The 24042-nt window shown below is 62.3% G+C and carries 27 protein-coding genes; 14 read left to right on the forward strand and 13 right to left on the reverse strand.

Features of this window, described 5'->3' with window-relative positions:
• Nucleotides 1–139 precede the first annotated feature (139 nt).
• The 3 genes from B8784_RS08975 to B8784_RS08985 all read right to left on the reverse strand — a co-directional run bounded on the left by B8784_RS08975 (nucleotide 140) and on the right by B8784_RS08985 (nucleotide 2484).
• Nucleotides 140–925 carry an SDR family NAD(P)-dependent oxidoreductase gene (locus B8784_RS08975; protein WP_084397575.1) on the reverse strand — a complete coding sequence of 262 codons (786 nt, stop codon included), beginning with the start codon at nucleotides 923–925 and terminating at the stop codon, nucleotides 140–142.
• Between the two features lie 96 nt (nucleotides 926–1021).
• Nucleotides 1022–1951, reverse strand: a complete 930-nt coding sequence (locus tag B8784_RS08980) for an aspartyl protease family protein (protein ID WP_158085640.1) — start codon at nucleotides 1949–1951, stop codon at nucleotides 1022–1024.
• Nucleotides 1952–2010: 59 nt separating this feature from the next.
• Entirely contained in the window at nucleotides 2011–2484 is a 474-nt protein-coding gene (locus B8784_RS08985; RefSeq protein WP_084397579.1) for an NUDIX hydrolase, read from the reverse strand.
• A 47-nt stretch (nucleotides 2485–2531) separates the two neighbouring features.
• On the opposite strand from B8784_RS08985, the gene B8784_RS08990 reads away from it, so the two are divergent.
• Nucleotides 2532–3578, forward strand: coding sequence for a patatin-like phospholipase family protein (locus B8784_RS08990; RefSeq protein WP_084397582.1), 1047 nt, complete (start codon nucleotides 2532–2534; stop codon nucleotides 3576–3578).
• 4 nt (nucleotides 3579–3582) lie between these two features.
• Here B8784_RS08990 and rsmD read toward each other — a convergent pair whose 3' ends face one another.
• A complete protein-coding gene (gene rsmD / locus B8784_RS08995) occupies nucleotides 3583–4143 on the reverse strand; it encodes a 16S rRNA (guanine(966)-N(2))-methyltransferase RsmD (protein ID WP_084397584.1) in 561 nt (186 codons plus the stop codon).
• Nucleotides 4144–4205: 62 nt separating this feature from the next.
• On the opposite strand from rsmD, the gene B8784_RS09000 reads away from it, so the two are divergent.
• Nucleotides 4206–4664: a nucleoside deaminase gene (locus B8784_RS09000; RefSeq protein WP_084397586.1), complete on the forward strand. Its 459-nt coding sequence runs from the start codon at nucleotides 4206–4208 to the stop codon at nucleotides 4662–4664.
• Between the two features lie 273 nt (nucleotides 4665–4937).
• Complete coding sequence (locus B8784_RS09005) at nucleotides 4938–5579, forward strand: porin family protein (protein WP_084397588.1); 642 nt, start codon at nucleotides 4938–4940, stop codon at nucleotides 5577–5579.
• A gap of 60 nt (nucleotides 5580–5639) precedes the next feature.
• Here B8784_RS09005 and B8784_RS09010 read toward each other — a convergent pair whose 3' ends face one another.
• Nucleotides 5640–6476, reverse strand: coding sequence for a sulfite exporter TauE/SafE family protein (locus B8784_RS09010; protein ID WP_233356038.1), 837 nt, complete (start codon nucleotides 6474–6476; stop codon nucleotides 5640–5642).
• Between B8784_RS09010 and B8784_RS09015 the strand changes: the two genes are divergently transcribed.
• Together B8784_RS09015 and B8784_RS09020 are read left to right on the forward strand one after the other, a co-directional pair.
• Nucleotides 6475–7071 (forward strand): NUDIX domain-containing protein, encoded by a 597-nt coding sequence (locus B8784_RS09015; RefSeq protein WP_084397590.1) that lies wholly within the window; start codon nucleotides 6475–6477, stop codon nucleotides 7069–7071. The genes B8784_RS09010 and B8784_RS09015 overlap by 2 nt on opposite strands.
• Before the next feature lie 138 nt (nucleotides 7072–7209).
• Nucleotides 7210–8493: an acyl-CoA dehydrogenase family protein gene (locus B8784_RS09020; protein WP_084397592.1), complete on the forward strand. Its 1284-nt coding sequence runs from the start codon at nucleotides 7210–7212 to the stop codon at nucleotides 8491–8493.
• A gap of 84 nt (nucleotides 8494–8577) precedes the next feature.
• On the opposite strand, the gene B8784_RS09025 is transcribed toward B8784_RS09020, so the two are convergent.
• From B8784_RS09025 to B8784_RS09035, 3 genes are all read right to left on the reverse strand, one after another.
• Nucleotides 8578–10584, reverse strand: a complete 2007-nt coding sequence (locus B8784_RS09025; protein WP_084397594.1) for a M56 family metallopeptidase — start codon at nucleotides 10582–10584, stop codon at nucleotides 8578–8580.
• The gene (locus tag B8784_RS09030; protein WP_084397596.1) at nucleotides 10581–10943 is read right to left on the reverse strand and encodes a BlaI/MecI/CopY family transcriptional regulator; all 363 of its coding nucleotides are present in this window, start codon (nucleotides 10941–10943) and stop codon (nucleotides 10581–10583) included. Before B8784_RS09030 ends, B8784_RS09025 begins: the two co-directional genes overlap by 4 nt.
• 118 nt (nucleotides 10944–11061) lie before the next feature.
• The gene (locus B8784_RS09035) at nucleotides 11062–12423 is read right to left on the reverse strand and encodes an endonuclease/exonuclease/phosphatase family protein (protein WP_084397598.1); all 1362 of its coding nucleotides are present in this window, start codon (nucleotides 12421–12423) and stop codon (nucleotides 11062–11064) included.
• A 130-nt stretch (nucleotides 12424–12553) separates the two neighbouring features.
• On the opposite strand from B8784_RS09035, the gene B8784_RS09040 reads away from it, so the two are divergent.
• The 5 genes from B8784_RS09040 (at nucleotide 12554) to B8784_RS09060 (ending at nucleotide 17277) form a co-directional block, all read left to right on the forward strand.
• The gene (locus B8784_RS09040) at nucleotides 12554–13333 is read left to right on the forward strand and encodes a hypothetical protein (RefSeq protein WP_143435389.1); all 780 of its coding nucleotides are present in this window, start codon (nucleotides 12554–12556) and stop codon (nucleotides 13331–13333) included.
• A 63-nt stretch (nucleotides 13334–13396) separates the two neighbouring features.
• Nucleotides 13397–14083 carry a DUF2270 domain-containing protein gene (locus tag B8784_RS09045; protein ID WP_084397603.1) on the forward strand — a complete coding sequence of 229 codons (687 nt, stop codon included), beginning with the start codon at nucleotides 13397–13399 and terminating at the stop codon, nucleotides 14081–14083.
• A 259-nt stretch (nucleotides 14084–14342) separates the two neighbouring features.
• Nucleotides 14343–15620: a DEAD/DEAH box helicase gene (locus B8784_RS09050; RefSeq protein ID WP_233356039.1), complete on the forward strand. Its 1278-nt coding sequence runs from the start codon at nucleotides 14343–14345 to the stop codon at nucleotides 15618–15620.
• 121 nt (nucleotides 15621–15741) lie between these two features.
• Entirely contained in the window at nucleotides 15742–16359 is a 618-nt protein-coding gene (gene rpsD / locus B8784_RS09055; protein ID WP_084397607.1) for a 30S ribosomal protein S4, read from the forward strand.
• Nucleotides 16360–16449: 90 nt separating this feature from the next.
• A complete protein-coding gene (locus tag B8784_RS09060; protein ID WP_084397609.1) occupies nucleotides 16450–17277 on the forward strand; it encodes a PPK2 family polyphosphate kinase in 828 nt (275 codons plus the stop codon).
• 148 nt (nucleotides 17278–17425) lie between these two features.
• Here B8784_RS09060 and B8784_RS09065 read toward each other — a convergent pair whose 3' ends face one another.
• The gene (locus tag B8784_RS09065) at nucleotides 17426–18118 is read right to left on the reverse strand and encodes a head GIN domain-containing protein (RefSeq protein ID WP_084397611.1); all 693 of its coding nucleotides are present in this window, start codon (nucleotides 18116–18118) and stop codon (nucleotides 17426–17428) included.
• A gap of 110 nt (nucleotides 18119–18228) precedes the next feature.
• Here B8784_RS09065 and B8784_RS09070 point away from each other — a divergent pair, with 110 nt between their 5' ends.
• Nucleotides 18229–18615, forward strand: a complete 387-nt coding sequence (locus tag B8784_RS09070) for a ubiquitin family protein (protein WP_143435391.1) — start codon at nucleotides 18229–18231, stop codon at nucleotides 18613–18615.
• Here B8784_RS09070 and rimO read toward each other — a convergent pair.
• The 4 genes from rimO to B8784_RS09090 form a co-directional block, all read right to left on the reverse strand.
• Entirely contained in the window at nucleotides 18612–19967 is a 1356-nt protein-coding gene (rimO, locus tag B8784_RS09075; RefSeq protein ID WP_084397615.1) for a 30S ribosomal protein S12 methylthiotransferase RimO, read from the reverse strand. The genes B8784_RS09070 and rimO overlap by 4 nt on opposite strands.
• A 90-nt stretch (nucleotides 19968–20057) precedes the next feature.
• Nucleotides 20058–21140 (reverse strand): alpha/beta fold hydrolase, encoded by a 1083-nt coding sequence (locus B8784_RS09080; protein WP_084397617.1) that lies wholly within the window; start codon nucleotides 21138–21140, stop codon nucleotides 20058–20060.
• A 96-nt stretch (nucleotides 21141–21236) separates the two neighbouring features.
• A complete protein-coding gene (gene grxD, locus B8784_RS09085) occupies nucleotides 21237–21572 on the reverse strand; it encodes a Grx4 family monothiol glutaredoxin (RefSeq protein ID WP_084397619.1) in 336 nt (111 codons plus the stop codon).
• A 73-nt stretch (nucleotides 21573–21645) separates the two neighbouring features.
• A complete protein-coding gene (locus tag B8784_RS09090) occupies nucleotides 21646–21978 on the reverse strand; it encodes a DUF1476 domain-containing protein (protein ID WP_084397621.1) in 333 nt (110 codons plus the stop codon).
• A gap of 241 nt (nucleotides 21979–22219) precedes the next feature.
• Here B8784_RS09090 and purC point away from each other — a divergent pair, with 241 nt between their 5' ends.
• From purC to purS, 3 genes are read left to right on the forward strand one after another with little or no spacing between them, the layout of a single operon-like run.
• Entirely contained in the window at nucleotides 22220–22990 is a 771-nt protein-coding gene (purC, locus tag B8784_RS09095) for a phosphoribosylaminoimidazolesuccinocarboxamide synthase (protein WP_084397623.1), read from the forward strand.
• 30 nt (nucleotides 22991–23020) lie between these two features.
• Nucleotides 23021–23731 carry a sulfotransferase family protein gene (locus tag B8784_RS09100; protein ID WP_084397625.1) on the forward strand — a complete coding sequence of 237 codons (711 nt, stop codon included), beginning with the start codon at nucleotides 23021–23023 and terminating at the stop codon, nucleotides 23729–23731.
• Between the two features lie 52 nt (nucleotides 23732–23783).
• On the forward strand, nucleotides 23784–24026 hold the full coding sequence (gene purS / locus B8784_RS09105; RefSeq protein WP_084397627.1) for a phosphoribosylformylglycinamidine synthase subunit PurS: 243 nt from the start codon (nucleotides 23784–23786) through the stop codon (nucleotides 24024–24026).
• Nucleotides 24027–24042: the final 16 nt, after the last annotated feature.

Genomic DNA, 24042 nt, shown 5'->3' on the forward strand with positions numbered 1-24042 from the left:
GATCCATCATTGGAAATCACGCCAGGGCTGGCGTCAAAATTACAGGAATAAGCCGATGCCCCTCCTTCGCACGATCATCCTTGCCGGTATCACCATCCTGATCGGTGCCTGAGAGGCTCTGGCCTCCAGTCCCGGCCGATCAGAAGATGGCGTAGCCGCCGTCGACCACGAATGTGTCGCCGGAATGATACGACGAGGCGTCTGACGCCAGATAGACCGCGACCCCGCCAAAATCTTTCGGCTCGCCCCAGCGCCGGGCGGGCACGCGCGAGATCACCTTTTTCTCGAAGACTTCCTGGCCTTGCGCGCCTTCCGTCATGTCGGTGGCGATCCAGCCGGGCAGGATGGCATTGGCCCGGATGCCATAGCGAGCGGTTTCAACCGCAATGCCTTTGAGCATCGAGATCAGGCCGCCCTTGGTCGCAGCATAGGCTTGGTTGCGGGCAGCCCCCTCAATGGCAGCCAGCGATGCGACGCCGACAAGCGAGCCGCCCGGATCGCCGTTCTTGGCGCGTTCGGTAATATGCTTCACCGCCTCGCGCAGCGTCCAGAAGGCCCCGTCGAGATTGACCGACATGTTCTTGCGCCAGGTTTCGGTGTCCATGTCGGCAAAGCTGGAGGCGCCGAAACCGACACCGGCATTGGCAAAGCATGAATCCACGCGTCCGAACGCGTCGGTCGTGGCTTTCATGGCGTCGACGACGGATGTCTCGTCCGAGACGTCCACGCTCCAGGCCTTCACCTCGCCCGTGCCGAGCTTGGACAGCTTGTCGACCGCTTCCTTGTTGGCGGCATCCTTGCGCCCCCAGACGGCGACATTGGCGTTCGAGGCGGCCAGCGCTTCGGCCATGCCATAGCCGATGCCGCGATTGCCGCCTGTGACGAGGGCGACCTTTTCGGTCAGGTCAAATGGTGTGTAGGTCATGCGGTCAATCTCCCTTGGAATTTGCCGGCATAAAGGAAGAAGACCGAGCGGATTTCAACGGTTCCCGAAGGGAAAGCGATAACCTGTCCGGCAGGCTTACTGGCTGATAATGGTCATGCCGGGCTGGGACCTGTGGCGCGGCAGCGGCCGGCTGATCCTGAGTTCGTTGGCTTCGCGGTCGATCTGAAGCCGGAAGCTTTTGAGCACGTCGAGCCCGAGCACCATGACAGGCTGGTCCTTCAGGCCGCAGACCGCAAAGAATTCGGGGTCCGAGACGATGACGTCAAAACGCTTCACCCGGAAGTCCCCAAGGTCCAGCAGCCGGCTGGACAGTACGCGGATGGGCGTCACCTCTCCTGTGGACCCGGTGAGCGTAAGCGTCCGGAAATCATCCGGCGAGCTGGCGACATTCTCGGCAAAGACCGAATTGATGAAGGTCACATTCGCGCCCGTGTCGATGAGAGCGAGCCCGGCCTTGTGATTGACCTCGATTTCGATGAAGGGAAGATCGTTGATCCATGTGATCGGGAACCGGCTGGTCGTGGCGTTTCGCACGGCAAAGGGGCGGCGGTCATAGGCGCGTAGGCGCATTTTCTCGAAATCGAAATCCAGCGTCCTCAGCGGGATGCTGCTGGAAGGGATAAGGTTGCGCGCGCCCGGCAGGAGGAATTCGGAATTGTAGGCGACCTCCACGCCACCGAGATCGACATCGCCCACGCGCAAGCTGTCGAGCTGAAGCACGGGAAACGTGCTCGTCGCGCCCAGGCCGATAATATCCACGGTGGGAGAGCCTTCTTCCAGCGTCAGGCCAAGCCGCTCGGCTGTGCGCCGGTCCAGCATGGGGAAGGTCGCGCCCGTATCGACGATGGCTTTTTCGTCGCTTGTCCCGTTCACCGCCACGTCGATGACGAGGTGTCCGCTTTGCGTGATCTCAAAGGGGATGGTGTGTTGCTGGTTCGCACTTGCCGGCCCGACAAGCATCACTGCTGCGGCCAGAAGCGCAAGAATCAGCGAGGTGCGTTTCACCTCTATACCTCCCATATGCGCCGTCTTTGCGGGCGCTATTTATGGCAGGGAGTATGCCACTAATCCGGCGTTTTCAGAAGGCCGTTCACGAGATTATGACCCGCACGGATAATTCGCTCTGTCTCCGACCACAGGGCGAGTTCATCAATGGCGTGCACGGGAAAGAAGCGGGCCTCGGCCGCATCGTCGCCGGCGACCGGCTCTCCGGCGCGCCAGATCGCGGCATAGTCGCAGAGCACATAGTGCCGGGTGATGAGGGTGTGCTCGCGGTTCTCGACGATGGCATCGACGACATCGATCAGCCCGGCAATCTCGGCTTTGACGCCAGTTTCCTCTTCAAGCTCGCGCAAGGCGGCCTCTCTGGCGCGTTCGCCGGCTTCGATGCGGCCTCCGGGTAGTGACCAGGCCCCGGTCATCGGCGGCGTTCCTCGCCGGATCAGCAGCACCTGGTCATCTCTTATGCAAACGACACCGGCCGCCGCCTGAGGGCGAAGGCCATCCACGGGTTTCGCCTGTGTGGCATCTTTTGTCATTGAGCTCTCCGTGATTGCTGCCTAAGGCCAGTTCGGAAGGAGGCCTTATGGCGCGCTCTACTCCAAAACCCAAACCCATCAGCCTGGCCTTGCAAGGCGGCGGGGCACACGGGGCCTTCACATGGGGCGTGCTGGACCGGCTTTGCGAGTGTGAGACGCTGGATATCCAGGCCATCACCGCGACCTCCGCTGGCGCGATGAATGCGGTGGCCTATGTCGCCGGCAAGCAGACGGGCGGGCGCGAGGGCGCCCGGGCAGCGCTGGAAGCCTTCTGGCAGGAGGTGTCTCACCGGGGCGCACCGCTCGATGCGCTGATCCCGCAGGGCTTCGGGGCGGATATGGGCGCCGCCCACCCGTTCAAGGCCCTGTCGCCATATGCCTTCGCAACGGCGATGACGGCGTTTCTGAGCCCGTATGACGTCAATCCCTTCGACATAAATCCCCTGCGTGCGGCGGTTCACGATACGATCGACTTCGAAGCCGTCCGGGCCTCTCCAGTGAAGCTGTTTATTGCGGCCACCAATGTCGAGACGGGCAAGGTGCGCATCTTTTCCGATGGCGATGTTACCGCGGAGGCCGTGCTCGCCTCGGCCTGCCTGCCGCACACTTTCAAGGCGGTCGAGATCGATGGCACGCCCTATTGGGATGGCGGCTACCTTGGTAATCCCTCGCTGTTCCCGCTTTTTTACGCCGACACGCCCCGCGACGTCGTTCTGGTCACGCTGAACCCGCTGGAGCGCAAGGGAACACCGCGCAATGCCGCCCAGATCCAGGACCGGCTGAACGAGATCACCTTCAATGCCTCTCTTCTGGGAGAGCTGCGGTCCATCGCTTTCGTCCAGAAGCTGCTTGAGCAGAACTGGCTGGCGAAGACAGTGCAGCGGCGCTACCGCAAGCTCAATATCCATGCCGTGCGCGGCGGCGAGATGCTGCGTGAGCTGCGGCTTGAGACGAAGTTCGACACCAGCTGGACCTTCCTGACCGGTCTTCGCGACAAGGGGCGGGACTTTGCCGAGGCGTGGCTGGACACATGCCATGACCAGGTCGGCAAGCGCTCCAGCATCGATCTGCACGAGACTTTCCTGGACGACTAGGCGTTCAGAGGGCCTTCAGCATGGTCAGCTTCGCCTTGCCGGCGGCGCGTTCGTCGACAATCTCCCAGCCCTCATGCTCGAAGGTCTCGCCTCCGTCGGTCTCGACAACGGCGAAGGCGTTGGGCTTGAGCCACTTGCCGCTGAGCAGGTTGGTGAGGCAGGGCGCGACGAGGCCCTGATGGTAGGGCGGGTCCAGGAAGACGACATCAAACGGCTCGCCGACGCCGGCCGGTTTGGGGCCGAGATCGGTCGCGCTGCGCCGGTGAATGCGGGTGACGCCAAAAAGCTGGAACGCTTCGATATTGTCCCGGATCGTGCCACGGGCGCTGCTGTCGGTTTCGACGAAAAGGCAGAAGGCCGCCCCGCGCGACATGGCCTCGAAGCCGAGCGCGCCGGAGCCGGCAAAAAGGTCGATCACGCGCGTGCCTTCGATCTCCGGCGCCCAGCTGGCATGGGCCAGGACGTTGAACAGGCTTTCGCGGGCCCTGTCCGACGTCGGCCGGGTGTTCCGGCCCTTGGGGACGGCCAGGCTGTGGCCCTTATATTTGCCCGAGATAATGCGCATGGGCTGCGCCCTTAGCATCAGGGGCGGATGCGGAAAAGCGCCAAAGCGTGTAAGGGCGGGTGATGAGTCACGACACCGAGATGATGAGCCGTGCCCTGGCGCTTGCGAGCCAGGCGGCGGCGGCCGGGGAAGTCCCGGTCGGCGCGGTGGTCTGCGACGGTGAAACCGGCGAGATCATCGGCGAGGGACGCAACGGGCCGATCGGCGCCAGCGATCCGACGGCCCATGCCGAGATCGTGGCCATCCGCGAGGCAGCCGGGCGAACCGGGAACTACCGGCTGACGGGGGCAACCCTCTATGTGACGCTGGAACCGTGCGCGATGTGCGCGGGCGCTATCAGTTTCGCGCGGATCGGGCGGGTTGTGTTTGCTGCTGATGATCCGAAAGGCGGAGGCGTGGCTCACGGTCCGCGCTTCTTCGAGCAACCGACCTGTCACTGGCGGCCGGTGGTGGAACAGCTGCCGGATCGGGCCGATGAGGCCGCCCGCTTGCTGCGTGAATTCTTTACCACAAGACGCTGAATTCGGGCCGGTATTTGGCCGGTCTGCAAGGCGCCTTTCCCGGCTTCTGAAAGGCGGTCGAAAACCGTTTCGAAGGCGTACTGTCCGTGCACAGAGCGCGCTTTTAACCTTTTGTAATTGCTAAATTAAATTTCAGAAAGTGATGCTCAACTGCCACAGGTGCAGGGTGTCGTTTGTACACGTGGGAACGTGCCTTGTTTCCGCCTCGTTTAAAGGCCAGTTCCGGTCGTCTGGGGCCGGGGCTTCAGGTTAATCAGAATGAGGAAACCTCCCATGCTTAAACAACTGCTCATCGGCGCAACTGCAGCAGGCGCCTTTACCATCGCAGGCGCCAGCGCCCATGCGCAATCCTATGGATCCGGTGCAGAAGACACCGGCTTCTATCTCCAGGGCGGCTACAGCTATCTGGACATCGAGCCGGATGGCGCTGAAAGCGGCGTTGATACCGATGCCATCACGGCCCGTGCCGGTTATCAGTTCAGCCCGAACTTCAGCATCGAAGGCGACATCACGTCGGGCATCGATGACGGCGAGTTCGACTACAATGTCGACGAAGACAGCTTCGACCTCGACGACAACAATGACGGTGACTTCAACGACCTGATCAACGCATCGGGCGACATCGGCCTGAACTATCTGGTCGGCATCTACGGCAAGGCATCCATGCCGGTCAGCGACCGTTTCGACATCTTCGCTCGCGCCGGTTATGCCTTCATCGACCTTGATGCCGAGATCCAGACGCCGGGCGGCACGGAACTCACCACGGTCGAGGACTCCGAAGACGGCGCCGCGCTCGGCGGCGGTCTGGAATATGACCTGACCGAAGATTGGCACCTTCGCGGTGACTATACCTGGTATGGCTTCGGTGAAACCGACACCCATGCCGCAATGATCAGTGCTGGTTACAAGTTCTAGCACTTACCTGTCGCGATATCGCGTATGCGCCGGCGTCTCAGAAAGAGGCGCCGGCGTTTTTTATGCCAGCCCGGCCGCGCGGGCGAGATAGACGAGCCCGATCAGGGTGACGAGCCAGCGCATCCAGCGCTTGAAATCGACATCGTTCATCCGGTCGAGTACGAGGCCGCCAAGCCAGGTGCCGGTCATCGAGAGCGGGATGGCGAGCGCGAACAGCCAGACGGGCGGCATCGCGGCAAGGCCCGCGGTCGCGATGACGGGCATGCTCCAGAACGCAATCTTGACGAGGTGCGCCATGACCTGCGTGGCCGATTTGGTCGCGACGATGGCCTGACGGGTCATGCCGGTGCGCACGAAGAAGAGGTCCAGAAGCGGCCCGGCGACGCCGGCAAGCGTGTTCAGCGCCTGGACGACAAAGCCTGCCGCTTCGGCCTGGCCGCGCTTCTGGATATCGAGGTCCATCACCGACTTGGGGACCCAGACCATCATCGGTGTCAGTCCGAGCAGGAGATAGACGACCCGCTTTTCCGGCCGCCAGGCGAGCAGCACAAGCAGCAGAATGGCGGCCAGCGACCCCAGTGCATACCGTGCGAAAATCCCCCACTCGATATGATCGCGCAGCAGGAAGCCGCGCCAGCCATTCGAGACCATCTGGATCGCTCCGTGCACGATCATCGCGGTAGCCACCGGCAGGAGCGCGGTCAGTACGCCCATCAGGATCAGCCCGCCAGCCATGCCGAAAATGCCGGAAATGAAGGCGGTCACCAGCGTGGCAAGAAGGATCAGAAGCGCGCTCAGCCAGGACATGGCTTGGGAATAGGCCTGTTCTTGCGATTCTGCCAGTTCGGCCGGTTCGGCCTTTTCGTTCTCTCGTCCGGTAACTAGGCTTGCGCGCATGAGCGAAGATCAGCGCCGCAACGGCCCCTGGCAGGTCCACTCCACCGAGGTTTCCTTCGAGAACCCCTGGCTCCGGGTCGAGACCAGCCAGATCACCCATCCGAATGGCGAGCCCGGCATCTATGGCGTCATCCGCTACGCCAATTTCGCGACCGGCGTGCTGCCGCTGGACGAGGAGGGTTTTACCTGGCTGGTCGGCCAGCACCGTTTTCCTTTCGATGCCTATAGCTGGGAGCTGCCGGAGGGCGGGGGCCACAAGGAAATCGACCCGCAGGCCTCGGCGGCCCGCGAGCTGGAAGAGGAGACCGGGCTGAAAGCGGCGCACTGGCATCGGCTCGGCGAATGGCATTTGTCGAACTCCGTCAGCGATGAGCGCGCCTTCGGCTATGTCGCCTGGGGACTGTCCCCGGGCGTGAAGGCGCCCGAGGCGTCTGAGGAGCTTGCCATCGAGCGTGTGGCCTTTGCCGATCTGCTGGAGCGATGCCTGACCGGCGCGGTAACGGATTCCATGACCGTCCTGATGGTCTTCTCCGCGCGTGAGCAGGCCCGGGCCGGGACGCTTCCGGACGCGGTTGCCCGCCTGATCCTCGCCTAGGACGCTTCCCGTGGCGTCATCTGTAAGACTACCTATTCCATATTTACTTCACTAGTGTAGTATTATCCGAAACGCGTTTTCGTCGCCCTGTCATGAATGGTATTCAGGGTGAAAAGACCGCCCAAGGGAGAAGACCAGATGCATTTCGAATATAGCGATACGACCAAGCAGTGGATGAAGCGCGTCAGCGACTTCATGGACGAACACGTCTTTCCGAATGTCGAGCTTTATGAAAAGCAGCACGCGGAAGGCGACCGCTGGACGATCCCGCAAATTCTCGAGGACAAGAAGAAGGTCGCCAAGGCCGAGGGCCTGTGGAACCTGTTCCTGCCGCCGTCTCCCGATCATGATGAGGGAGATTATCATGGCGCCGGGCTTTCCAACCTTGAATATGCCCCGCTGGCCGAGCTGATGGGCCGCGTCGGCTGGGCGTCGGAAGTCTTCAACTGCTCGGCCCCCGATACCGGCAATATGGAAGTCCTGCACCGCTATGGCTCCGATGCGCAGAAGAAGAAGTGGCTGAAGCCGCTTCTGGAAGGCGATATCCGCTCTGCCTTCCTGATGACCGAACCGCAGGTCGCTTCATCCGATGCGACCAATATCGAGACCCGGATCGAGCGCGATGGCGACGAGTATGTCATCAATGGCCGCAAATGGTGGTCGTCCGGACTCGGGGATCGCCGCTGCGAGGTGGCGATCGTGATGGGCAAGACCGATGTCGATGCGCCGCGTCACAAGCAACAAAGCCAGATCCTGGTGCCGATGGACACGCCCGGCATCGAGATTGTCCGGATGCTTCCGGTCTTCGGCTATGACGATGCCCCGCATGGCCATGCCGAGGTGATCCTGAAGGATGTCCGCGTGCCGGCGGAGAATTTGATCCTGGGTGAGGGCCGTGGCTTCGAGATCGCGCAGGGTCGGCTCGGGCCGGGCCGCATCCACCACTGCATGCGCACGGTCGGCGCCGCCGAAGTGGCGCTGGAGAAGATGTGCAAGCGGCTGCTGTCGCGCGAAGCCTTCGGCAAGAAGGTGGCCGAGCATTCGATTTGGGAGCAAAGGGTCGCCGAGGCGCGCACCGATATCGAGATGTCACGCCTTTTGACGCTCAAGGCCGCCTATATGATGGATACGGTCGGCAACAAGGTCGCCAAGAACGAGATCGCCATGATCAAGGTTGCCGGCCCGCGCATGGCCTGCAAGATCATCGACGATGCCATCCAGGCCCATGGCGGCGGTGGCGTCACCTCTGACTATGGCTTGGCACGGGCCTATGCCTCGATGCGGACGATGCGGCTGGCCGACGGGCCGGACGAGGTCCACAACCGCACGATTGCGCGTCAGGAGTTCAAGAAATACCGCGATAATGAGTATGGCCAGAAGGTCGACCGGGAGAAGGAAACCGAGGTCGTCGGCTCGCGCTGAGCTTCCTTCTCTGGTCCCATGAAAAAGCCCCTGCCAGAACCGGCAGGGGCTTTTGTCTTTGAGGGGGAAGGGTTTCGCTGACGCTCAGTCGTCCCGCGATACCGAAAACTCATATTCCATGGTCCGCTGCTGCTCGAACCGCTCTTTTTCCGCCGGGGTCAGGGAGGCATGATCGCGGACGAACGCTTTCACGTCTTCATCAGCCAGCCGTGACCGCTCACCGGAGACGCACAGGGCACGATAGGTCTTGCCGTCGTCACCGCGCGTCGTGAGCACGACCGGGGCTTTCAGGTCGATGTCGCGGTCTTCGCATTGCTCGGCAAGATCGCCGACGACGTCGCCTGCGGCTTCCAGATCATCTTCGAGACCGCCTTCAAAAGCCGCTTCGATACGTGCTTCCATTTCTTCGCCCAGCGCTTCCATGCGCGCCCCCTTTTCCTCCATGCGTTTCTCGATGACGATGGAGATCTTCTCGGCGCGCTCAGCCTGGGCCTCGGCCAGGGCAGCGGCGCGTTCGGCGTGGGCTTCGGCGATGGCGGCGGCTTTCTCGATCTGGATCTCGAAGGCGTCGCCATCGAGCTTGGAAATGAAGATTTCCTGGTTCGGAATGATGATCTTCACCCCATCCTCGGTTTCCACCGTCTGGATATCCATGCCATCGAAATCCAGGTCGAAGTCGAAAGAGAGATTGCCGAGCTCCGCCAGGCCTTCGAGCTCGCCAAGTTTGCCGAGCTCTCCCAGCGCCGCGAGCGAGGAAAAGTCCATCTCGCCAATATCGGACATTTCGATCGACAGTACCCGCATCTCCTCCTCGAGATCCGACAGGTTGAGATCGTGCACCTTGTCGAGGCGGGGCTGCAGCGCTTCAAACGGGTCACTGAGCAGGACGAACTGGTGGTCATCGCCATCCTTGTGGGAGGAGAAGCGGTAAACGCGGGTCTTGCGCTCCGTCTCCTCGGTCCTGTCATTGCCGCCGGCAAGCTCCGTGGTGGATTGGTCCTTGGGCGCGGCTGCGGCGGCACACGAGGCCGTCGCGAAGACAGCGGCCGAGCCAAGCGTCACGGCCAGCGTGGTGCCCAGCAGGCGGCGGCGGAAGGTGGGGGCGGCGTTTTGCATCAATATCAGTCTTTCTTTTATGGGATGCGCCAGGGTCAGGTTTGCGCCGGAGAAGGCGCAGTCGGCCGGGCCGGCAAGGCGGGCTGCCTTGACGAGCGTGCGGCCGTAGGAAAACGCCGATGATGTTCCCGCCCGAAGCACATCAGCGTCGCACGCGGCTTCCTGGTCCACCCGGAAAGCCCGGATGCCCATATGAGCCAGCGGATTGAACCACTGCACGGCCAGAATGATCTGGGCGGCCTGCAGGGCAAAGAGGTCCCCTCGCTTCACGTGCATCAGCTCGTGGGTCAGCGCATCGCGCTGTTCGCGGGGGGAGTAGTCAGCCTCGAACCATTCCGGCAGGAGGATGACAGGCTTGAGGAAGCCCGTAACGAGCGGGCTGCCGTTCAGGAGGCTGGTGCGCACGTCGAAGCTGCGGCGCACATTCAGCGTCTCTGCGATATCGAGCGCGGTGGCGTGGACGGTCTCGGAGGCCGGCGCCGAGTCTTCGCCGATGAGCCGGTGAAAGACGGCCTGACGATACCAGGCGAGGCCCAGCATCAGCACGGTGCCAATCGCCCAGAGCGGCAGCAGCATGTCGGGCATGGCTGTCAGTAGCGATGAAAGCAGGCCAGGCTCGCTTGTCGCTTCGCTTAGCGGCAGCGCTTCCGGCGCCGCGATGGGCGCCGGCGCGGGAGGCGCCGTGTGGGAGATGCTGGCAACGTCGTGTCGAGAGACCATGATCTCGCGGACTGTAGAAACGGGCCGCTCCGGTGCCGCTGGGGCAAGAAGGCCGAACAGCGAGACATTCGGCGCAACGGGCGGCATGAACAGCCGGGCGACCGGCACAAGCCACAGCGCATAGGCGGCTTTTGCCCCGAAATGACGGGCAAAGGGTTTGCGGACCATGAGCACCAGCGCGATCAGCACGGTGACGGCAAGGCTGGTCTGCAGGCTCGAGGCCAGCCAGGGATTCATGTCGGCAAAGGCGGTCATTTCTTGAGCTCCCCCAACAGCTTCTCAAGCTCGGCAATGTCGTCCTTGGACAGCCCGCGGGCATCTGCGAGATGCGCCACGAGCGGCGCGGCCCGGCCGCCGAACATCCGGTCGACGAACTGCTTTGCAGCCTTTTTCTGATAGTCGCCGCGCTTGACCAGCGGGCGGTAGAGATAGCGCCGGCCATCCGGCTCGGTGCCGAGCGCGCCCTTTTCGACGAGCCGGGCGACGAGGGTCTTGATGGTACGGATATTCCAGGACTTGTCGTGCTTCAGCGCGTCGGCGATTTCGCTCGCGCCGATGCCGGGCTTGTCCCAGAGCACATTCATGATTTCGAGTTCGGCAGGCGTGATCTGCATGGGACCCACATCTTCATTGACTACGTGTGTAGTCGATACGTCTGATTACAAATGTGGTCAATAGGCAGATTGTGATTTTTCGAAGACAGCCCTCAGAAGGCCATGACCCTTTGTGGGCCTATTCGGCACCTTTTTTCTGCTTATGGCGTTCCTCGCGCATTTTCCTGACCTTTTCGGCCTTGCCGGTGGCGACAAACCAGAAAATCTTCCAGGCCAGCGACCAGGTAAGTTTGCCGTCGGCGCGGGCGACGCCTTCCTTCTCCTTGCCGGCAATATGCGGGCGCTTGCGCTTGCGGCGGCGAACCTTGACCTCTTCGGCCGTGGAGGCTGGCGGAACAAGCCGGCTCAGCGTGCCGTCGTCTTCCTCGACAACCTCGATCTGGGCGACGGCGCCGCCCATGCGGGCCTCTTCCGAGAGGTTGTGCTGGAGGTGCTCGTCGGAGAAGTCGATGGCGAGCTCGACCCAGAGCGGGAGATGGTCCGACAGCTGCCAGGTACGCCAGAGCGAGAGGTAATAGTCCTTGTCATCGCCGCGGCTCTTCGGCGCGCCATTGCCTTTCAGCTCCCTGTGGCGCTCAGGCAGGACCGGCGCGTAGTGATCGTAATGTTCGGGCAGGTAGAGCGATTTGGTGAAGTTGAACGCCCCGGCATTGATGAAGGTCACCTCGTCCTTGCGGGTGCGGAAAGCGATCTGGTCATAATACTTGTCGCCCAGCACGTTGGACGGGAAGAGTTCGGGCGGCAGCTGGAAGCCCGCGCCGGTGAGGGCCTCCATGGTGGCGCCCATCTTGTTGCCGATATTGAAGTCGCCCAGCAGGATATAGTTCTCGTCCTCGCGGTCGGCCCGGCGGGCCATCTCCTCGGCGATATGTTTGATCTCGGCGACGCGGCGCTGGTAGCGGTCGGACTCCTTGGTGTCCGAGCCATAATAGATGTGCACGGTGCACAGCGTGAAATGGAACCAGCCGGCCTGGAACCGCACCATGAAAGGCGTGCGGGCAAATTGCTGCTCGTCTGGCAGCAGGGCGTGCTTGGGCAGCACGATCTCGCCGGCGACATTCTTGAAGTGTACCTTGGTCCGGTCGAAGACGAAGGCCATGCGTTCGCGGTTGCCGGAAGTGCCGACAGTGACGTCGGTGGCAATGAAATCCCATTGCGAGCCAAGCAGCTCCATCACCTTGCGCAAGGGCTCAAGGTCTTCATTGATTTCCTGCACCGCGACCACGTCGAAGCCCGATATGATCTCGGCGATATAGAGCAGGCTCTCGCGCCGCCGGGGGCCGTGGCGGTACTTGTTGTTGTCGAAGTCACGCAGGTTCCAGGTGCCGATGATCAGGCTGGCATCGCGCGTCTTGCGCGGAATGCCGATCCCGGCGGAGGACTTCATGTGCGCGCGCAGGTCGAGCAGGCGGCGGGAGACCCAGTCGCGCTCGTCCTCGGTGAATAGGTCCGGGTCCCGGAGGTCGGTATAGCTGACCATGCGTCCCCTCTCTGGCCAATGCCCGATGGCCCCCAACTGGCATCGCGGGCAGTGTTCGCGTGATTCGTTCAGACCTATCCAGAGAAAACCGCTCATTTCACGTTCAGGCAAGACGTGTCAGGAGGGCGCCATGTTGAGAGCCATGCTCTGCCTGCTGGCGGGAAGCCTGTTTGTGTCTGACGGCGCCGCCCAGGGCGTCTCCTGTGGTCCGGAGACGGATCTGGTTTCGCTTATGAGGTGCAGCAGCGAGGCCGTTTCCCTGCAGCCGGAGGCCAAGCGGGCCGGGCTTTGCCAGCCCCTGATGGACGCGGCAAGCGCGGTCGGCGGCGAGCCTCTGGCGCGCGAGACGGCGGCGCAGCATCGGGAGTGTTCGCTGGCGCCGGAGGCCGGAGAGCCGGCCTATCCGGACTATGGCTGGCAAGCCGCGCAGGCCCTGATCCGGGAGGGTGGTCCCGCCCGGCTGATCGAGGCGGCAAGAGCCCGTCAGGGGGCTCTGCGCTATGGTCGGGCCGAGGCTTTGCTGGCGGCTGGCATTCGGGCGGCCGGTTACCACCAGGACAGCGAAGAAGCGCGGCGGCTGGCTGCAGCCCCCGGCCTGGCCGCCCGGCTTAATGGCGAGTTGTTGTCTCTGGCGCAGGCGGCAAGCGATTTCGAACGCGGTGATCTTGCCCATGCGGCGGCGAAGCTTGCGACCTACCGTTGTGATCAGGCGGCCTTCGATCGGGCGACGCGCCTGGTCATGGCGCCGGAGGCTGTGCGCTATACGTTCTGGCGAGCCCGGGTCACGGGGGAGCGCTCGCGTCTGCCGGAGGCCATCATGACGGGCGCGGCCAGCACGGACACCCGACCCCTGCGGCAAGGCCTAGAGGGACTTGCATTGCTGGGCGAGCTCGGCGATTGCACGGACTAAGGCCTTCATGTCACAAGAAAATATCCCCCAGTTAACTTTCATGCGTGTATAACAGGTACCGTCATGAGTGATCCCGAGTTCGAACCCGAGAAGTCAGTCGCCGGTGCAAAGGAAATCGGCGCGCTTGCCCACCTCTACCGGGCGGAGGTGTACCGCTCGACGATCTGGCGCCAGCGTCTGGACATGACGACGAACTGGGCGGTCGTCTCGACGGGGATTGCCCTGTCGGTCAGCTTTGCGAGCGCCAATGCATCGCCGCTGCCGATCCCGCTGGTCGGGATGCTGACGATCATGTTCCTTTTCCTGGAAGCGCGTCGTTACCGCTATTTCGCGGTCTGGAAGTTCCGCGCCCGGCTGCTCGAACTTGCCGCAATGGTACCGATCCTGCGCGGGCAGGGGGCCGACATCCCACAGGACCGGGGCACGGCCCTGTCGGACGATTATGTCCGTCCCAGGCACCGCATATCCCTGCTGCGGGCGCTCGGCCAGCGGCTGCGGCGCAACTATCTCTGGATTTTCGCGATCCAGTACGCCTCCTATATCGCGAAGATCTGGATCCATCCGATTGAGGCGGTGAACATCGACCAGATGCTGACGCGGGCGCATATCGGGCCGATGCCGGGCGGTGTGTCCCTGCTTCTGGGCACGCTCCTTCTGATCTGGTTCGTCGTGCTCACCCTGTGGGCCTGGTATAATGACCGTCACGACAAGACGACGATGTCAGATTATCTGAAAGGCGAGCCGGAGTAATTGCCTGCTGCGGTACAAATCGTTTGCATTTGTACACTCAGGGCTTATGTTTCGCCCAGACGCCTCAGGCATCGATCAAGTGATCCGCTGGCCAGACCGGCCCGGATCGAGCGACTTTCCTAATACGATCGTTGCCTTGCGAACCCAAAGCCCTGAACGCGCCATCATCCGGACGGCAGAATGGTCTGCCGCCCATTGCTATTCGCGCCCAGTGTGCGGGACAAAGCCCGCCCTTCAGGCATATCTGAAAGACTTTTTCTTGACCCAATTTTCCAATCTCGGCCTTGCCGAGCCTATCCTGCGTGCCGTTTCTGCGCAGGGCTATACCGATCCGACGCCGATCCAGGCGCAGGTCATCCCCGCCATGATGGCGGGCCGCGATGTGCTGGGCACTGCCCAGACCGGCACCGGCAAGACGGCGGCTTTCGTGCTGCCGCTTCTCAATGCGCTTTCTGGCGAGAGACGCCGGCCGGAGCCCAAATCCTGCCGCGCCTTGATCCTGGCGCCGACCCGCGAACTGGCGGCCCAGATCGTCGAGAGCGCGCAGGCCTATAGCGCCGGCACCAAGATCTCCGTCACCATGATCATCGGCGGTGTAAAGATGTCGAAGCAGGTGCGTGCCATGCAACGCGGCGTCGATATCGTCGTCGCCACGCCCGGCCGCCTGCTGGATCTCAAGAAGCAGGACGCGATCCGTTTCGACCAGATCCAGAGCGTCGTGCTCGACGAGGCCGATCACATGATGGATATGGGCTTTCTGCCGCAGATCCGGAACGTGCTGCGCCAGCTGCCGAAAGTGCGCCAGACGGTGCTGCTTTCCGCGACCATGCCGACGGATATCCGCAAGCTGGCCGACCAGTTCCTGAACGATCCGGTCGACATCGCTGTGGCGCAGGTCTCCAAGCCGGTGGAACGCATCGAGCAGAGCGTGCGATTCATGCGCCAGGACCAGAAACGCGATGCCTTGCGCGATATTCTCGTCGACGAGAATGTGGAGACCGCGATCGTCTTCACGCGGACCAAGCATGGCGCCGACCGTGTCTGTAAACATCTCGAGGCTGATGGCATTCGCGCTGCCGCCATCCATGGCAACAAGAGCCAGAACCGGCGCACGCAGGCGCTCGAAGCCTTCAAGGCGCGTGACCTCAAGGTGCTGGTGGCCACCGATATCGCTGCGCGCGGCATCGACATCGAACGCGTCTCCCACGTCGTGAATTTCGACCTGCCGAACGTGCCGGAATCCTATGTCCACCGGATCGGCCGCACGGCCCGTGCCGGTGAGAGCGGGACTGCCATCGCCTTCTGCGATCCGTCCGAGCGCAAGCTGCTGCGCGATATCGAGAAGCTGATCGGCAACCGTCTGGCCGGCAACGAGGCCGGGCAGCAGGACGAGCCGCAAAGCGAGGGCCGCGAACGTGGCTTCCGCCCGGAAAAGGACGGCCAGAGACGCCGCAAGCCGCGCCGGCGTAACCGCTCGCGCAAGGCTGGCGGCAAGGCGCAGGGCAATGCCGGTCGCCAAAGCAGCCACGCCTCTTGACCATCTGGCGCTTTTCCCGTTTAAAGCGCCGCTTCAGGACGGGAAGGTGCGGAGCCGCCGTTGAAATCGTGAAGCTCGCCAGGGACGCTTCACCGGCCCGCGTCGTAAAAGGAAGAAGACCATGTCGCGTCGTCACTCGACGAAGTACAAGATCGACCGCCGTGTCGGTGAAAATATCTGGGGCCGCCCCAAATCTCCGGTCAACAAGCGCCCGACCAAGCCCGGCCAGCACGGCCAGGGCCGCCGGCAAAAGGTGTCTGACTATGGCCTGCAGCTCATGGCCAAGCAGAAGCTCAAATTCCACTATGGTGACATCACCGAGAAGCAGTTCCGCCGCACCTATGACGAAGCCAACCGTCAAAAGGGCAACACGGCCGAGAACCTGATCGGCCTGCTGGAAAGCCGCCTTGAGGCGTTTGTCTATCGCGCCAAGTTCGTTCCGACGATCTTCGCAGCGCGCCAGTTCGTGAACCACGGCCATGTCAAAGTGAACGGCGTCAAGACGAATGTCGGTTCCTACCGCCTGAAGGCAGGCGACGTTGTCGAGATTCGTGAAAAGTCGCGCAATCTCGCCCTGGTTCTGGAAGCGCTCGGGTCGCCTGAACGCGACGTGCCGGAATATATCGAAGTCGATCCGAAGGCGATGACGGCGACCTTTATCCGCGTGCCGGAACTCAATGACGTGCCGTATCCGGTGAAAATGGAACCGGCCCAGGTGGTCGAGTTCTACTCTTCGTAAGCGCTCTTCGGAGACTTGCAGACAGGATCAAGCCGCGCTCTGTTGGGCGCGGCTTTTTTCATTTACGGCCGCGTCGCGTGAGGGGCAGACATGAACAGACCATCCATTGATGAGGTGCGACAGCGGTTTCTGGCGTCGTCCGGACAATCCTTCGACCTCTCAAAGCGCGATAGCGGCGACCGGGACCTGTTTCCCGACAAGAAGCATGCCCGCAAGTTCCTCAAGGAAGATGCCGGTGCCATCGATGAGCTGCAGGACCTGCTCTATGCCACGCGGGAACGAGCGGTTCTCGTCGTGCTGCAGGGGATGGACACGTCCGGCAAGAGCGGCGTCATCCGCAATGTCTTCGCAGAGACCTCGCCCCTGGGCATGCGGGTCAAGGCGTTCAAGGCGCCGACCCGGATCGAGCTTGGGCATGACTATCTCTGGCGAGTCCATGAAGCGACGCCGCGCAAGGGCTTCATCGGCATTTTCGACCGGTCGCATTATGAGGATGTGCTGGTGGTGAAGGTGCGCGGCTTTGCGCCGCCGGAGGCCATCGAGCAGCGCTATGACCAGATCAACCAGTTCGAAAAACACCTCACAGAGAACGGGACGACGATCCTGAAATTCATGCTGCATGTCGGCTATGAAGAGCAGGGCGAGCGGCTGAGGGAGCGGATTACCGAACCGCACAAGCGCTGGAAGTTCAACCCGGGCGATCTCGATGACCGTCGCCTCTGGCCGGATTTCATGAAGGCCTATGAAACCATGGTGGAGCGTTGCTCGACGCCCTGGGCGCCCTGGTATGTCATCCCCGCCGATAGCCGGCCGCGCCGGAACGCCGCCATTGCGAGAATTGTCCGGGGTGCGCTCGAGGACCTAAAGCTGGAATGGCCGGATCCCGGCCATAAGCTCGAAGACTATGATTTCGGCTGAAACGGGCTGAGCCGGTATCTGGATGGCCCGCCTGACCCGGGATCTGGAGGTGTCAGGCCTCCAGGCCTGTCAGGCGGGCCGCATGATGCGCTCGGGCGTCGATTTTCAGGGTCAGGGTCAATAACCCACGCATCATGTGTCTGTGGCCTCAGCCGACGCTGACAGAGCCGCCGCTCGACTTGTCGATCGTCACGTCAGTCGCGCCGCCATCGACCCGGACGCTGCCGCCGCTCGAGGCGTCGGCATCGATGCGCTCGCTGGCATAAGCGCGGATCGAGGCGCCACTGGAGACGTCGGCGCTGAGTGAGGTGCACTGCAGGCTGCTGGCATCGATGCTGGCGCCCGACGAAGCTTCGGCTTCGAGCTCATTGCACGTGCCGGAGGCCTCCACATTCGATCCGCTGGACGCCTCGATATCGATCTCACCGGTCGAGATGTTGGTGATGACCGCGCGGGCGCCGGAAGAGACGTCGATGGATGTCTCCTCGCCGGAGAGGCCGGAGCCTTCCACGGAGGAGCCGGACGAGGCTTCGATCTCGGAGAGCGCCTGAGCGCCGACGGTCACCGTATAGGCTGTGCGCCGGCCGCCCCAGCCTATCTTCCGGGGGCGTTTGAGCACGAGGTCGCCATCGTCGACCTCGACAATGATGTCGTCGAAATCGCCCTTGCTGTTCTCAACCACAACTGATTGCGTCACGCCGGTTTCGTAGATGACTTCGATGCCGGCGGAGACATCGATGCCGTCGAAGGCCGATACGTCATAGGTGCGGGTCTCGGCAAGCGCGGGCAGCGCGGCGAGTGAAGTGGTCGCCAGAGCGATGGCGGTGAGGCGAAGCGGCATGAGATGATCCTTTCACAGCGCCTGTTTCCTGCGGGAAACAAATGAGTTGACTTGCTATTATCGATAGTCAATACGAACTATTATCGTAAGTCAATAAGGATTTTATCGTCATGCCTAAATCGCTTCGTCCCGCAATGTTTGCCGCAGCGGCCGTCGGACTCTTCGCCCTCAGTGGTTGCATCATTGTCGATGCCGACGAGCATGACCTCGGCACAGACTGGGATTCCCACCCCAGCTACGGCACGCTCAAGGCCGCTGACGTGACCGCCGACTCGGTGACAGTGCGGGTCACGTCGAATGGCTGCACCAGCAAGGATTTCATCGGCACCGATGTGCGCCGCATGGGCGAGGAGCGCTTTTCGGTGGGCTTCTACCGCGAGAAGGAAGACTATTGCCGCGCCAACCTGCCGGACGGCGTGGCGCTGACCTGGAGCTTTGCCGAACTCGGCATTCCCGATGGCGCGGAAGTGAAGGTCTGCAACACCATCAGCAACTAGGCCGGTTCGGCGTAGAGGTCATAGTCGTCAGCGTCCGTAACCCTGGCGCTGACGATGTCGCCGGCAGAGAGATGGCCGGCATTGGCAAGGTAAACGACGCCGTCGACTTCCGGCGCATCGGCCTTGGAACGCGCCAGCATTTCACCCGGCTCATCGCTCGGCGCGTCAATAATGACGTCCTGCACGGTGCCGACCTGGGCGGCGGCGCGCTCGGCCGAGATTTCCGCCTGCAGCGCCATGAAGCGGTGCCAGCGTTCTTCCTTCACCTCTTCCGGAATGTGCCCGTCGAGCAGCCGGCTCTCGGCATGTTCGACATTCTCGTATTTGAAGCAGCCGGCCCGGTCGATCTTTGCTTCGCGGATGAAGTCGAGCAGGATCTGAAAGTCCTCTTCGGTCTCGCCCGGAAAGCCGACAATGAAGGTCGAGCGGATTGTCATGCCGGGCACGTCGCGGCGCCATTGCTGGATGCGCTCCAGCACGCGGTCCTGTTTGGCGGGGCGTTTCATCGCCTTCAGCACATTGGCCGAGGCATGCTGGAAAGGGATGTCGAGATAGGGAAGGATCGTTCCGTCGGCCATCAACGGGATGACCTTGTCGACATGCGGATAGGGGTAGATGTAATGCATCCGTACCCAAGCGCCGAGCGAGCCGAGCCCGCGCGCCAGGTCGAGGAAACGGGTCTCGTATTCCTCGCCTTTCCAGGTCTGTGGGGCGTATTTCACGTCGAGGCCGTAGGCAGACGTGTCCTGGCTGATCACCAATAGCTCGTTCACCCCGGCGCGCACCAGCTGTTCGGCCTCGGTCAGCACATGGTGGATGGGGCGGCTGGCAAGGTCGCCGCGCAGCTTCGGGATGATGCAGAAGCTGCAGCGATTGTTACAGCCTTCGGAGATCTTCAGGTAGGAATAGTGGCGCGGCGTGAGCTTCAGCCCCGTCTCCGGCACAAGGTCGGTATAGGCATTGGGGGGCGGCGTCAGATGGGTGTGAACCGCCTCCATCACCTGTTCGTACTGGTGCGGCCCGGTTACCGCGAGCACCTTGGGATGGGCTTTCTGGATCACCTCCGGCTCGGCGCCGAGACAGCCGGTCACGATCACCTTGCCATTCGCCTCTATGGCCTCGCCGATGGCATCAAGGCTCTCGTCGCGCGCTGAATCGAGAAAGCCGCACGTGTTCACGAGCACGAGGTCTGCGCCCTCATAGTCAGGCGAGATCGCATAGCCTTCGGCCCGCAGGCGCGTGATGATGCGTTCGCTGTCGACCAGCGCTTTCGGGCAGCCGAGCGAGACAATGCCCACCTTGGGCTGGGTTTTGACCTGCGCCTTCGGCGGCGTCTGAATGAGGGTGCTCATGGGGCGCGCCTTTACCAGCGGCGGAGCTTCATGGAAAGCGGCGAGCGCCGTTTGGCGGCGCCATCGCGCAGTTGTTCGGTTCGGGCGGCCTCAGGGATGCGCCTCAAGAAACGCCACCAACTCATCCTTCCAGAACTTGGCAGCCGTGTGCGTACCGTGGCCGCGGGTGTCTTCGCTGGCGGGGATCAGGACGAAGCGGGCGTTGGGCATTTCGGCCGCGAGCGCTTCCGGGTCGCCGAGGCCGGGCGGGTTGATGAAGTCGTCGGCGGAATTGATCCAGAGGACAGGCACCTCGATTTCCGAGAGGCGCGGGGCCGGGTTGTAGCTGCGCGAGGCGTCGAACTGGTAGATCGTGTCGTTCGGGTCGACCGCGCGAGCCTCCAGGCCCTCGGCCGAGGCGCGATACTGCTCGATGGCCTCTTCGCGCGTCGGGGCTTCGGCTTGCAGGCGGTAGGGGTTCGAGCCGGCAAGAAGCAGCGTGTTGGCGTAGATCTTGTGGCCGGTTTCGAGGTCGGCGGCGTCTTCATAATCACCGCCATCATAGTCCGGATCGTTCTCGAAGCCATCGATGATCATCTGGCGGAACATACGGTTGCGTCCGGCGATCTCGATGGCGTTACACGCAAGCGGCACGAGGCGCTCGGCAAAGCCCGGATAGTCCTCACCCCAGACGAAACCATGCATGCAACCCATCGATGTGCCGAGGATCAGGTCCAGGCTCTCGACGCCTTCGCCCTCGGCCAGCATGCGGTGCTGGGCCTTGACCATGTCGTCATAGTCATAGCGTGGGAAATCGGTCTGCATCCCGTCGCTCGGCTTGGAACTGTCGCCATGGCCGAGATTGTCGGGCGAGATGATGTAATGGGTCGCAAGGTCGAGCGGCTGGCCGGGCCCGAACAGCTCGTCGCCGAAGATGGGGCGCAAGAGGGAGAGGCCGCTGCCGCCAGTGCCGTGGAGCAGCATGACGGCATTGGTGATCTTGCCGTCGGTGTCGCGCTCGGGCGTGCCGAGCGTGTAATAGCTCATCGTGATGGCGGGCAGGATTTCGCCGGTCCCGAACTCGAAATCCTCAAGTTCGACGGTGTGATGTTCGGCCCTGTCCGCCCAGTCCTCGGCTGCCGCCGGGGCGGCGAGCCATGTCACGGCGAGGGTGAGGATCGACAATACCCGCATGATACGCTCCTTCGGTGGCGTCAGCGGGAAGAGACTAGCCGTCTCATGTCTTGTGGCAACAGGGCGTTCGCCTGCAAAGGAAGGAGGAAGGCCGCCTCAGGCCGCTTCCATTTCAATGCCTTTTTCGGCCATGAACTCTTTCAGTTCGCCGGTTTCGAACATTTCCTTGATGATGTCGCAGCCGCCGACAAACTCGCCCTTCACATAGAGCTGGGGAATGGTCGGCCAGTCGGAATAGATCTTGATGCCTTCACGCACATTCTGGTCTTCAAGGACGTTGGTGGCGACGTAGTCGACGCCGAGATAGTCGAGAACCTGCACGACGACCGAAGAGAAGCCGCATTGCGGGAAAGTGGGCGTCCCTTTCATGAAAAGCACCACGTCATGGCCTTTGACGGCCTTGTCGATGGCTTGCTGGACGTCGTCGCTCATGTCGGTCTCCGCTTGTCTGGCGTTGAAGGCAAGATGTGAGGCGGGAAGGGGCCAGCTTCAAGCCCCGGCCTGCCTACTGGTCTTTCACTTCCTTCATGACCTGCTCGCGCGCGACCGCAATCAGTTCGGCCATGTGCTCGCGAATGCGCGTGTCCGAGCGGTCGACGCCCTTGGCATCGAGGTCGGCGCGGACCTTGCGGAAAACGTCTTCGTCGCCCGGTTCTTCCAGGTCGGACATGACGACCGACTTGGCATATTCCTCGGCTTCCTTGCCGGTCATGTTCATCAGGTCTGCCGCCCAGAGGCCGAGCAGCTTGTTGCGGCGGTTCATGATCTTGAACTGCAGCGCGGAGTCGTGGGCGTATTTCGCTTCTTCAGCGCGCTCGCGATCGTCGAATGTGCTCATCTGGCAAGTCTTCCTGTGTTCCGGGCCATAATGGTAAGCTGTTTCGGCGGGGGTATAAAGCGCGCAGACGGTTTCAGGCAAGAGCGGCGTGCTGTGTGGATGGCCGGAAAGACCGGGCGCCATGCTGAATCATCATTTGTTTCGGACCCCGCATCGGAGTAACAATCCGTGCTTGTTCCTTACGGGGCGGCACCGGGGCTGACGCATGGGCCGCTCTGCATATTCGCAGGGGAGGCGCGTGATGTCTCGCAGACGCAAGATTTACGAAGGCAAGGCGAAGATCCTCTATGAGGGACCCGAGCCGGGCACGCTGATCCAGTATTTCAAGGATGATGCGACCGCCTTCAACGCCGAGAAGAAGGCCGTGCTCGACGGCAAGGGCGTGCTGAACAACCGTATCAGCGAGTTCATCATGACGCGGCTGGCCGCCGTCGGCATCCCGAATCATTTCATCAAGCGGCTGAACATGCGCGAGCAGCTCATCCGCAAGGTGGAGATCATTCCGCTCGAGGTGATCGTGCGCAATGTGGCCGCTGGCACGATGTCGAAACGGCTCGGCATCCCCGAAGGCGAAACGCTGCCGCGGGCCATTGTCGAGTTCAGCTACAAGAAGGATGAGCTGGGCGACCCGCTTGTCTCGGAAGAGCATATCGCCGCCTTTGGCTGGGCGAGTGCCCAGGAGCTTGACGACATCATCGCCCTGGCGCTGCGCGTGAATGACTTCATGTCCGGCCTGTTTGCCGGTGTCGGCATCCGGCTCGTGGACTTCAAGCTGGAATTCGGCCGTCATTTCGAAGGTGACATGGTGCGCACCATCCTGGCCGACGAGATCAGTCCGGACAGCTGCCGCCTGTGGGACTTCGAGACAAATGAGAAGCTCGACAAGGACCGCTTCCGCCGCGATCTCGGCGGGGTGACGGAAGCCTATGCGGAAGTCGCGCGCCGGCTCGGCATCATCAAGGAGAATGCCCAGGGCGCGGATGTTGTCGACTTTTCAAGCGCGGGTAAGTAACCTGCTGCCCAAGCGGGCAGGGGGCATCCATTGGCATTGAAGGTGATCGGCGCTGGCTTCGGACGCACGGGGACCCTGTCCCTCAAGGCGGCGCTGGAGCAGCTCGGCTATGTGAAATGCCATCACATGCTGGAAATCTTTCCCGACGACCGGCTGCTCGATGCCTGGCATGACATCGCGAAGGGCGGGACGCCCGATTGGGATGCGGTGTTTGACGGCTATGAAGCCACGGTCGACTTTCCGGCCTCGGCCTATTGGCGGGAGCTTTCGGCGCATTTCCCGGAGGCGAAGATCATCCTCTCTGTGCGTGAGTTCGAGAGCTGGTATGCCAGCGCGAACGAGACGATTTATCCCGCCAGTGCGGGCATCCCCGGCTGGATGACGGTCATCCCGAAGATCCGCAAGATCAAGGAGATGACGACACTGACGACCTGGACCCGCGTGTTCGATGACCGGTTCAAGGACAAGGCCCATGTGCGCCAAGTGTTCGAGCAGCATGAGGCCGATGTCAAAGCCGCCTTCCCGCCGGAGCGTCTGCTCGTCTTTCATCCGAAGGAGGGCTGGGGGCCGCTCTGTGCCTTTCTCGACAAGCCGGTGCCGGACACGCCCTTTCCGAACGTGAACGATCGTGAGGATTTCCGCAAAAGGGTTGCCATGCTCGCGCGCCTGCGCTGGTTGCCATGGATTGCCGGGGGCCTTGCCATTGCCGGTGCGCTCGGCGCATTCCTTGCGTTTCAATAGGCGGCCAAATCGGCTAAACGGACAGCGACTCGTACTTCTGGAGACTTTGCTCATGAAAGCCATCGTCCATGTCGGCCTCAAACCCGGTGTTCTCGACCCGCAGGGCAAGGCGGTTGCCGACACGCTCGGCCGGATGGGCTATGAGGAGGTCAAGGGCGCGCGGATCGGCAAGGTCATCGAGCTCGATCTCGACGGCGTGGAAGCCGGACAGGAAGACGCTCGCGTGAAAGAGATGTGCGAGAAGCTTCTCGCCAACACCGTGATCGAATCCTATCGCTATGAGCTGGTCGACTAGCGGTCTGACAGGCTAG

The organism is Henriciella aquimarina (assembly GCF_002088975.1).
Taxonomy (GTDB): Bacteria; Pseudomonadota; Alphaproteobacteria; order Caulobacterales; family Hyphomonadaceae; genus Henriciella; species Henriciella aquimarina.

Coding starts and splice junctions, on each gene's coding strand:
- B8784_RS09030 (WP_084397596.1), bottom strand. CDS start 10,943: ATGCAGATCACGCCTGCCGAACTCGAAATCATGAATGTGCTCTGGGAC.
- purS (WP_084397627.1), top strand. CDS start 23,784: ATGAAAGCCATCGTCCATGTCGGCCTCAAACCCGGTGTTCTCGACCCG.
- B8784_RS09080 (WP_084397617.1), bottom strand. CDS start 21,140: ATGCGGGTATTGTCGATCCTCACCCTCGCCGTGACATGGCTCGCCGCC.
- rpsD (WP_084397607.1), top strand. CDS start 15,742: ATGTCGCGTCGTCACTCGACGAAGTACAAGATCGACCGCCGTGTCGGT.
- B8784_RS09015 (WP_084397590.1), top strand. CDS start 6,475: ATGAGCGAAGATCAGCGCCGCAACGGCCCCTGGCAGGTCCACTCCACC.
- B8784_RS09005 (WP_084397588.1), top strand. CDS start 4,938: ATGCTTAAACAACTGCTCATCGGCGCAACTGCAGCAGGCGCCTTTACC.
- B8784_RS08975 (WP_084397575.1), bottom strand. CDS start 925: ATGACCTACACACCATTTGACCTGACCGAAAAGGTCGCCCTCGTCACA.
- B8784_RS09040 (WP_143435389.1), top strand. CDS start 12,554: ATGTTGAGAGCCATGCTCTGCCTGCTGGCGGGAAGCCTGTTTGTGTCT.
- rimO (WP_084397615.1), bottom strand. CDS start 19,967: ATGAGCACCCTCATTCAGACGCCGCCGAAGGCGCAGGTCAAAACCCAG.
- B8784_RS09000 (WP_084397586.1), top strand. CDS start 4,206: ATGAGTCACGACACCGAGATGATGAGCCGTGCCCTGGCGCTTGCGAGC.
- B8784_RS09035 (WP_084397598.1), bottom strand. CDS start 12,423: ATGGTCAGCTATACCGACCTCCGGGACCCGGACCTATTCACCGAGGAC.
- B8784_RS09070 (WP_143435391.1), top strand. CDS start 18,229: ATGCCTAAATCGCTTCGTCCCGCAATGTTTGCCGCAGCGGCCGTCGGA.
- purC (WP_084397623.1), top strand. CDS start 22,220: ATGTCTCGCAGACGCAAGATTTACGAAGGCAAGGCGAAGATCCTCTAT.
- B8784_RS09020 (WP_084397592.1), top strand. CDS start 7,210: ATGCATTTCGAATATAGCGATACGACCAAGCAGTGGATGAAGCGCGTC.
- rsmD (WP_084397584.1), bottom strand. CDS start 4,143: ATGCGCATTATCTCGGGCAAATATAAGGGCCACAGCCTGGCCGTCCCC.
- B8784_RS09025 (WP_084397594.1), bottom strand. CDS start 10,584: ATGACCGCCTTTGCCGACATGAATCCCTGGCTGGCCTCGAGCCTGCAG.
- B8784_RS09045 (WP_084397603.1), top strand. CDS start 13,397: ATGAGTGATCCCGAGTTCGAACCCGAGAAGTCAGTCGCCGGTGCAAAG.
- B8784_RS08985 (WP_084397579.1), bottom strand. CDS start 2,484: ATGACAAAAGATGCCACACAGGCGAAACCCGTGGATGGCCTTCGCCCT.
- grxD (WP_084397619.1), bottom strand. CDS start 21,572: ATGAGCGACGACGTCCAGCAAGCCATCGACAAGGCCGTCAAAGGCCAT.
- B8784_RS09010 (WP_233356038.1), bottom strand. CDS start 6,476: ATGCGCGCAAGCCTAGTTACCGGACGAGAGAACGAAAAGGCCGAACCG.
- B8784_RS09090 (WP_084397621.1), bottom strand. CDS start 21,978: ATGAGCACATTCGACGATCGCGAGCGCGCTGAAGAAGCGAAATACGCC.
- B8784_RS09065 (WP_084397611.1), bottom strand. CDS start 18,118: ATGCCGCTTCGCCTCACCGCCATCGCTCTGGCGACCACTTCACTCGCC.
- B8784_RS09060 (WP_084397609.1), top strand. CDS start 16,450: ATGAACAGACCATCCATTGATGAGGTGCGACAGCGGTTTCTGGCGTCG.
- B8784_RS08990 (WP_084397582.1), top strand. CDS start 2,532: ATGGCGCGCTCTACTCCAAAACCCAAACCCATCAGCCTGGCCTTGCAA.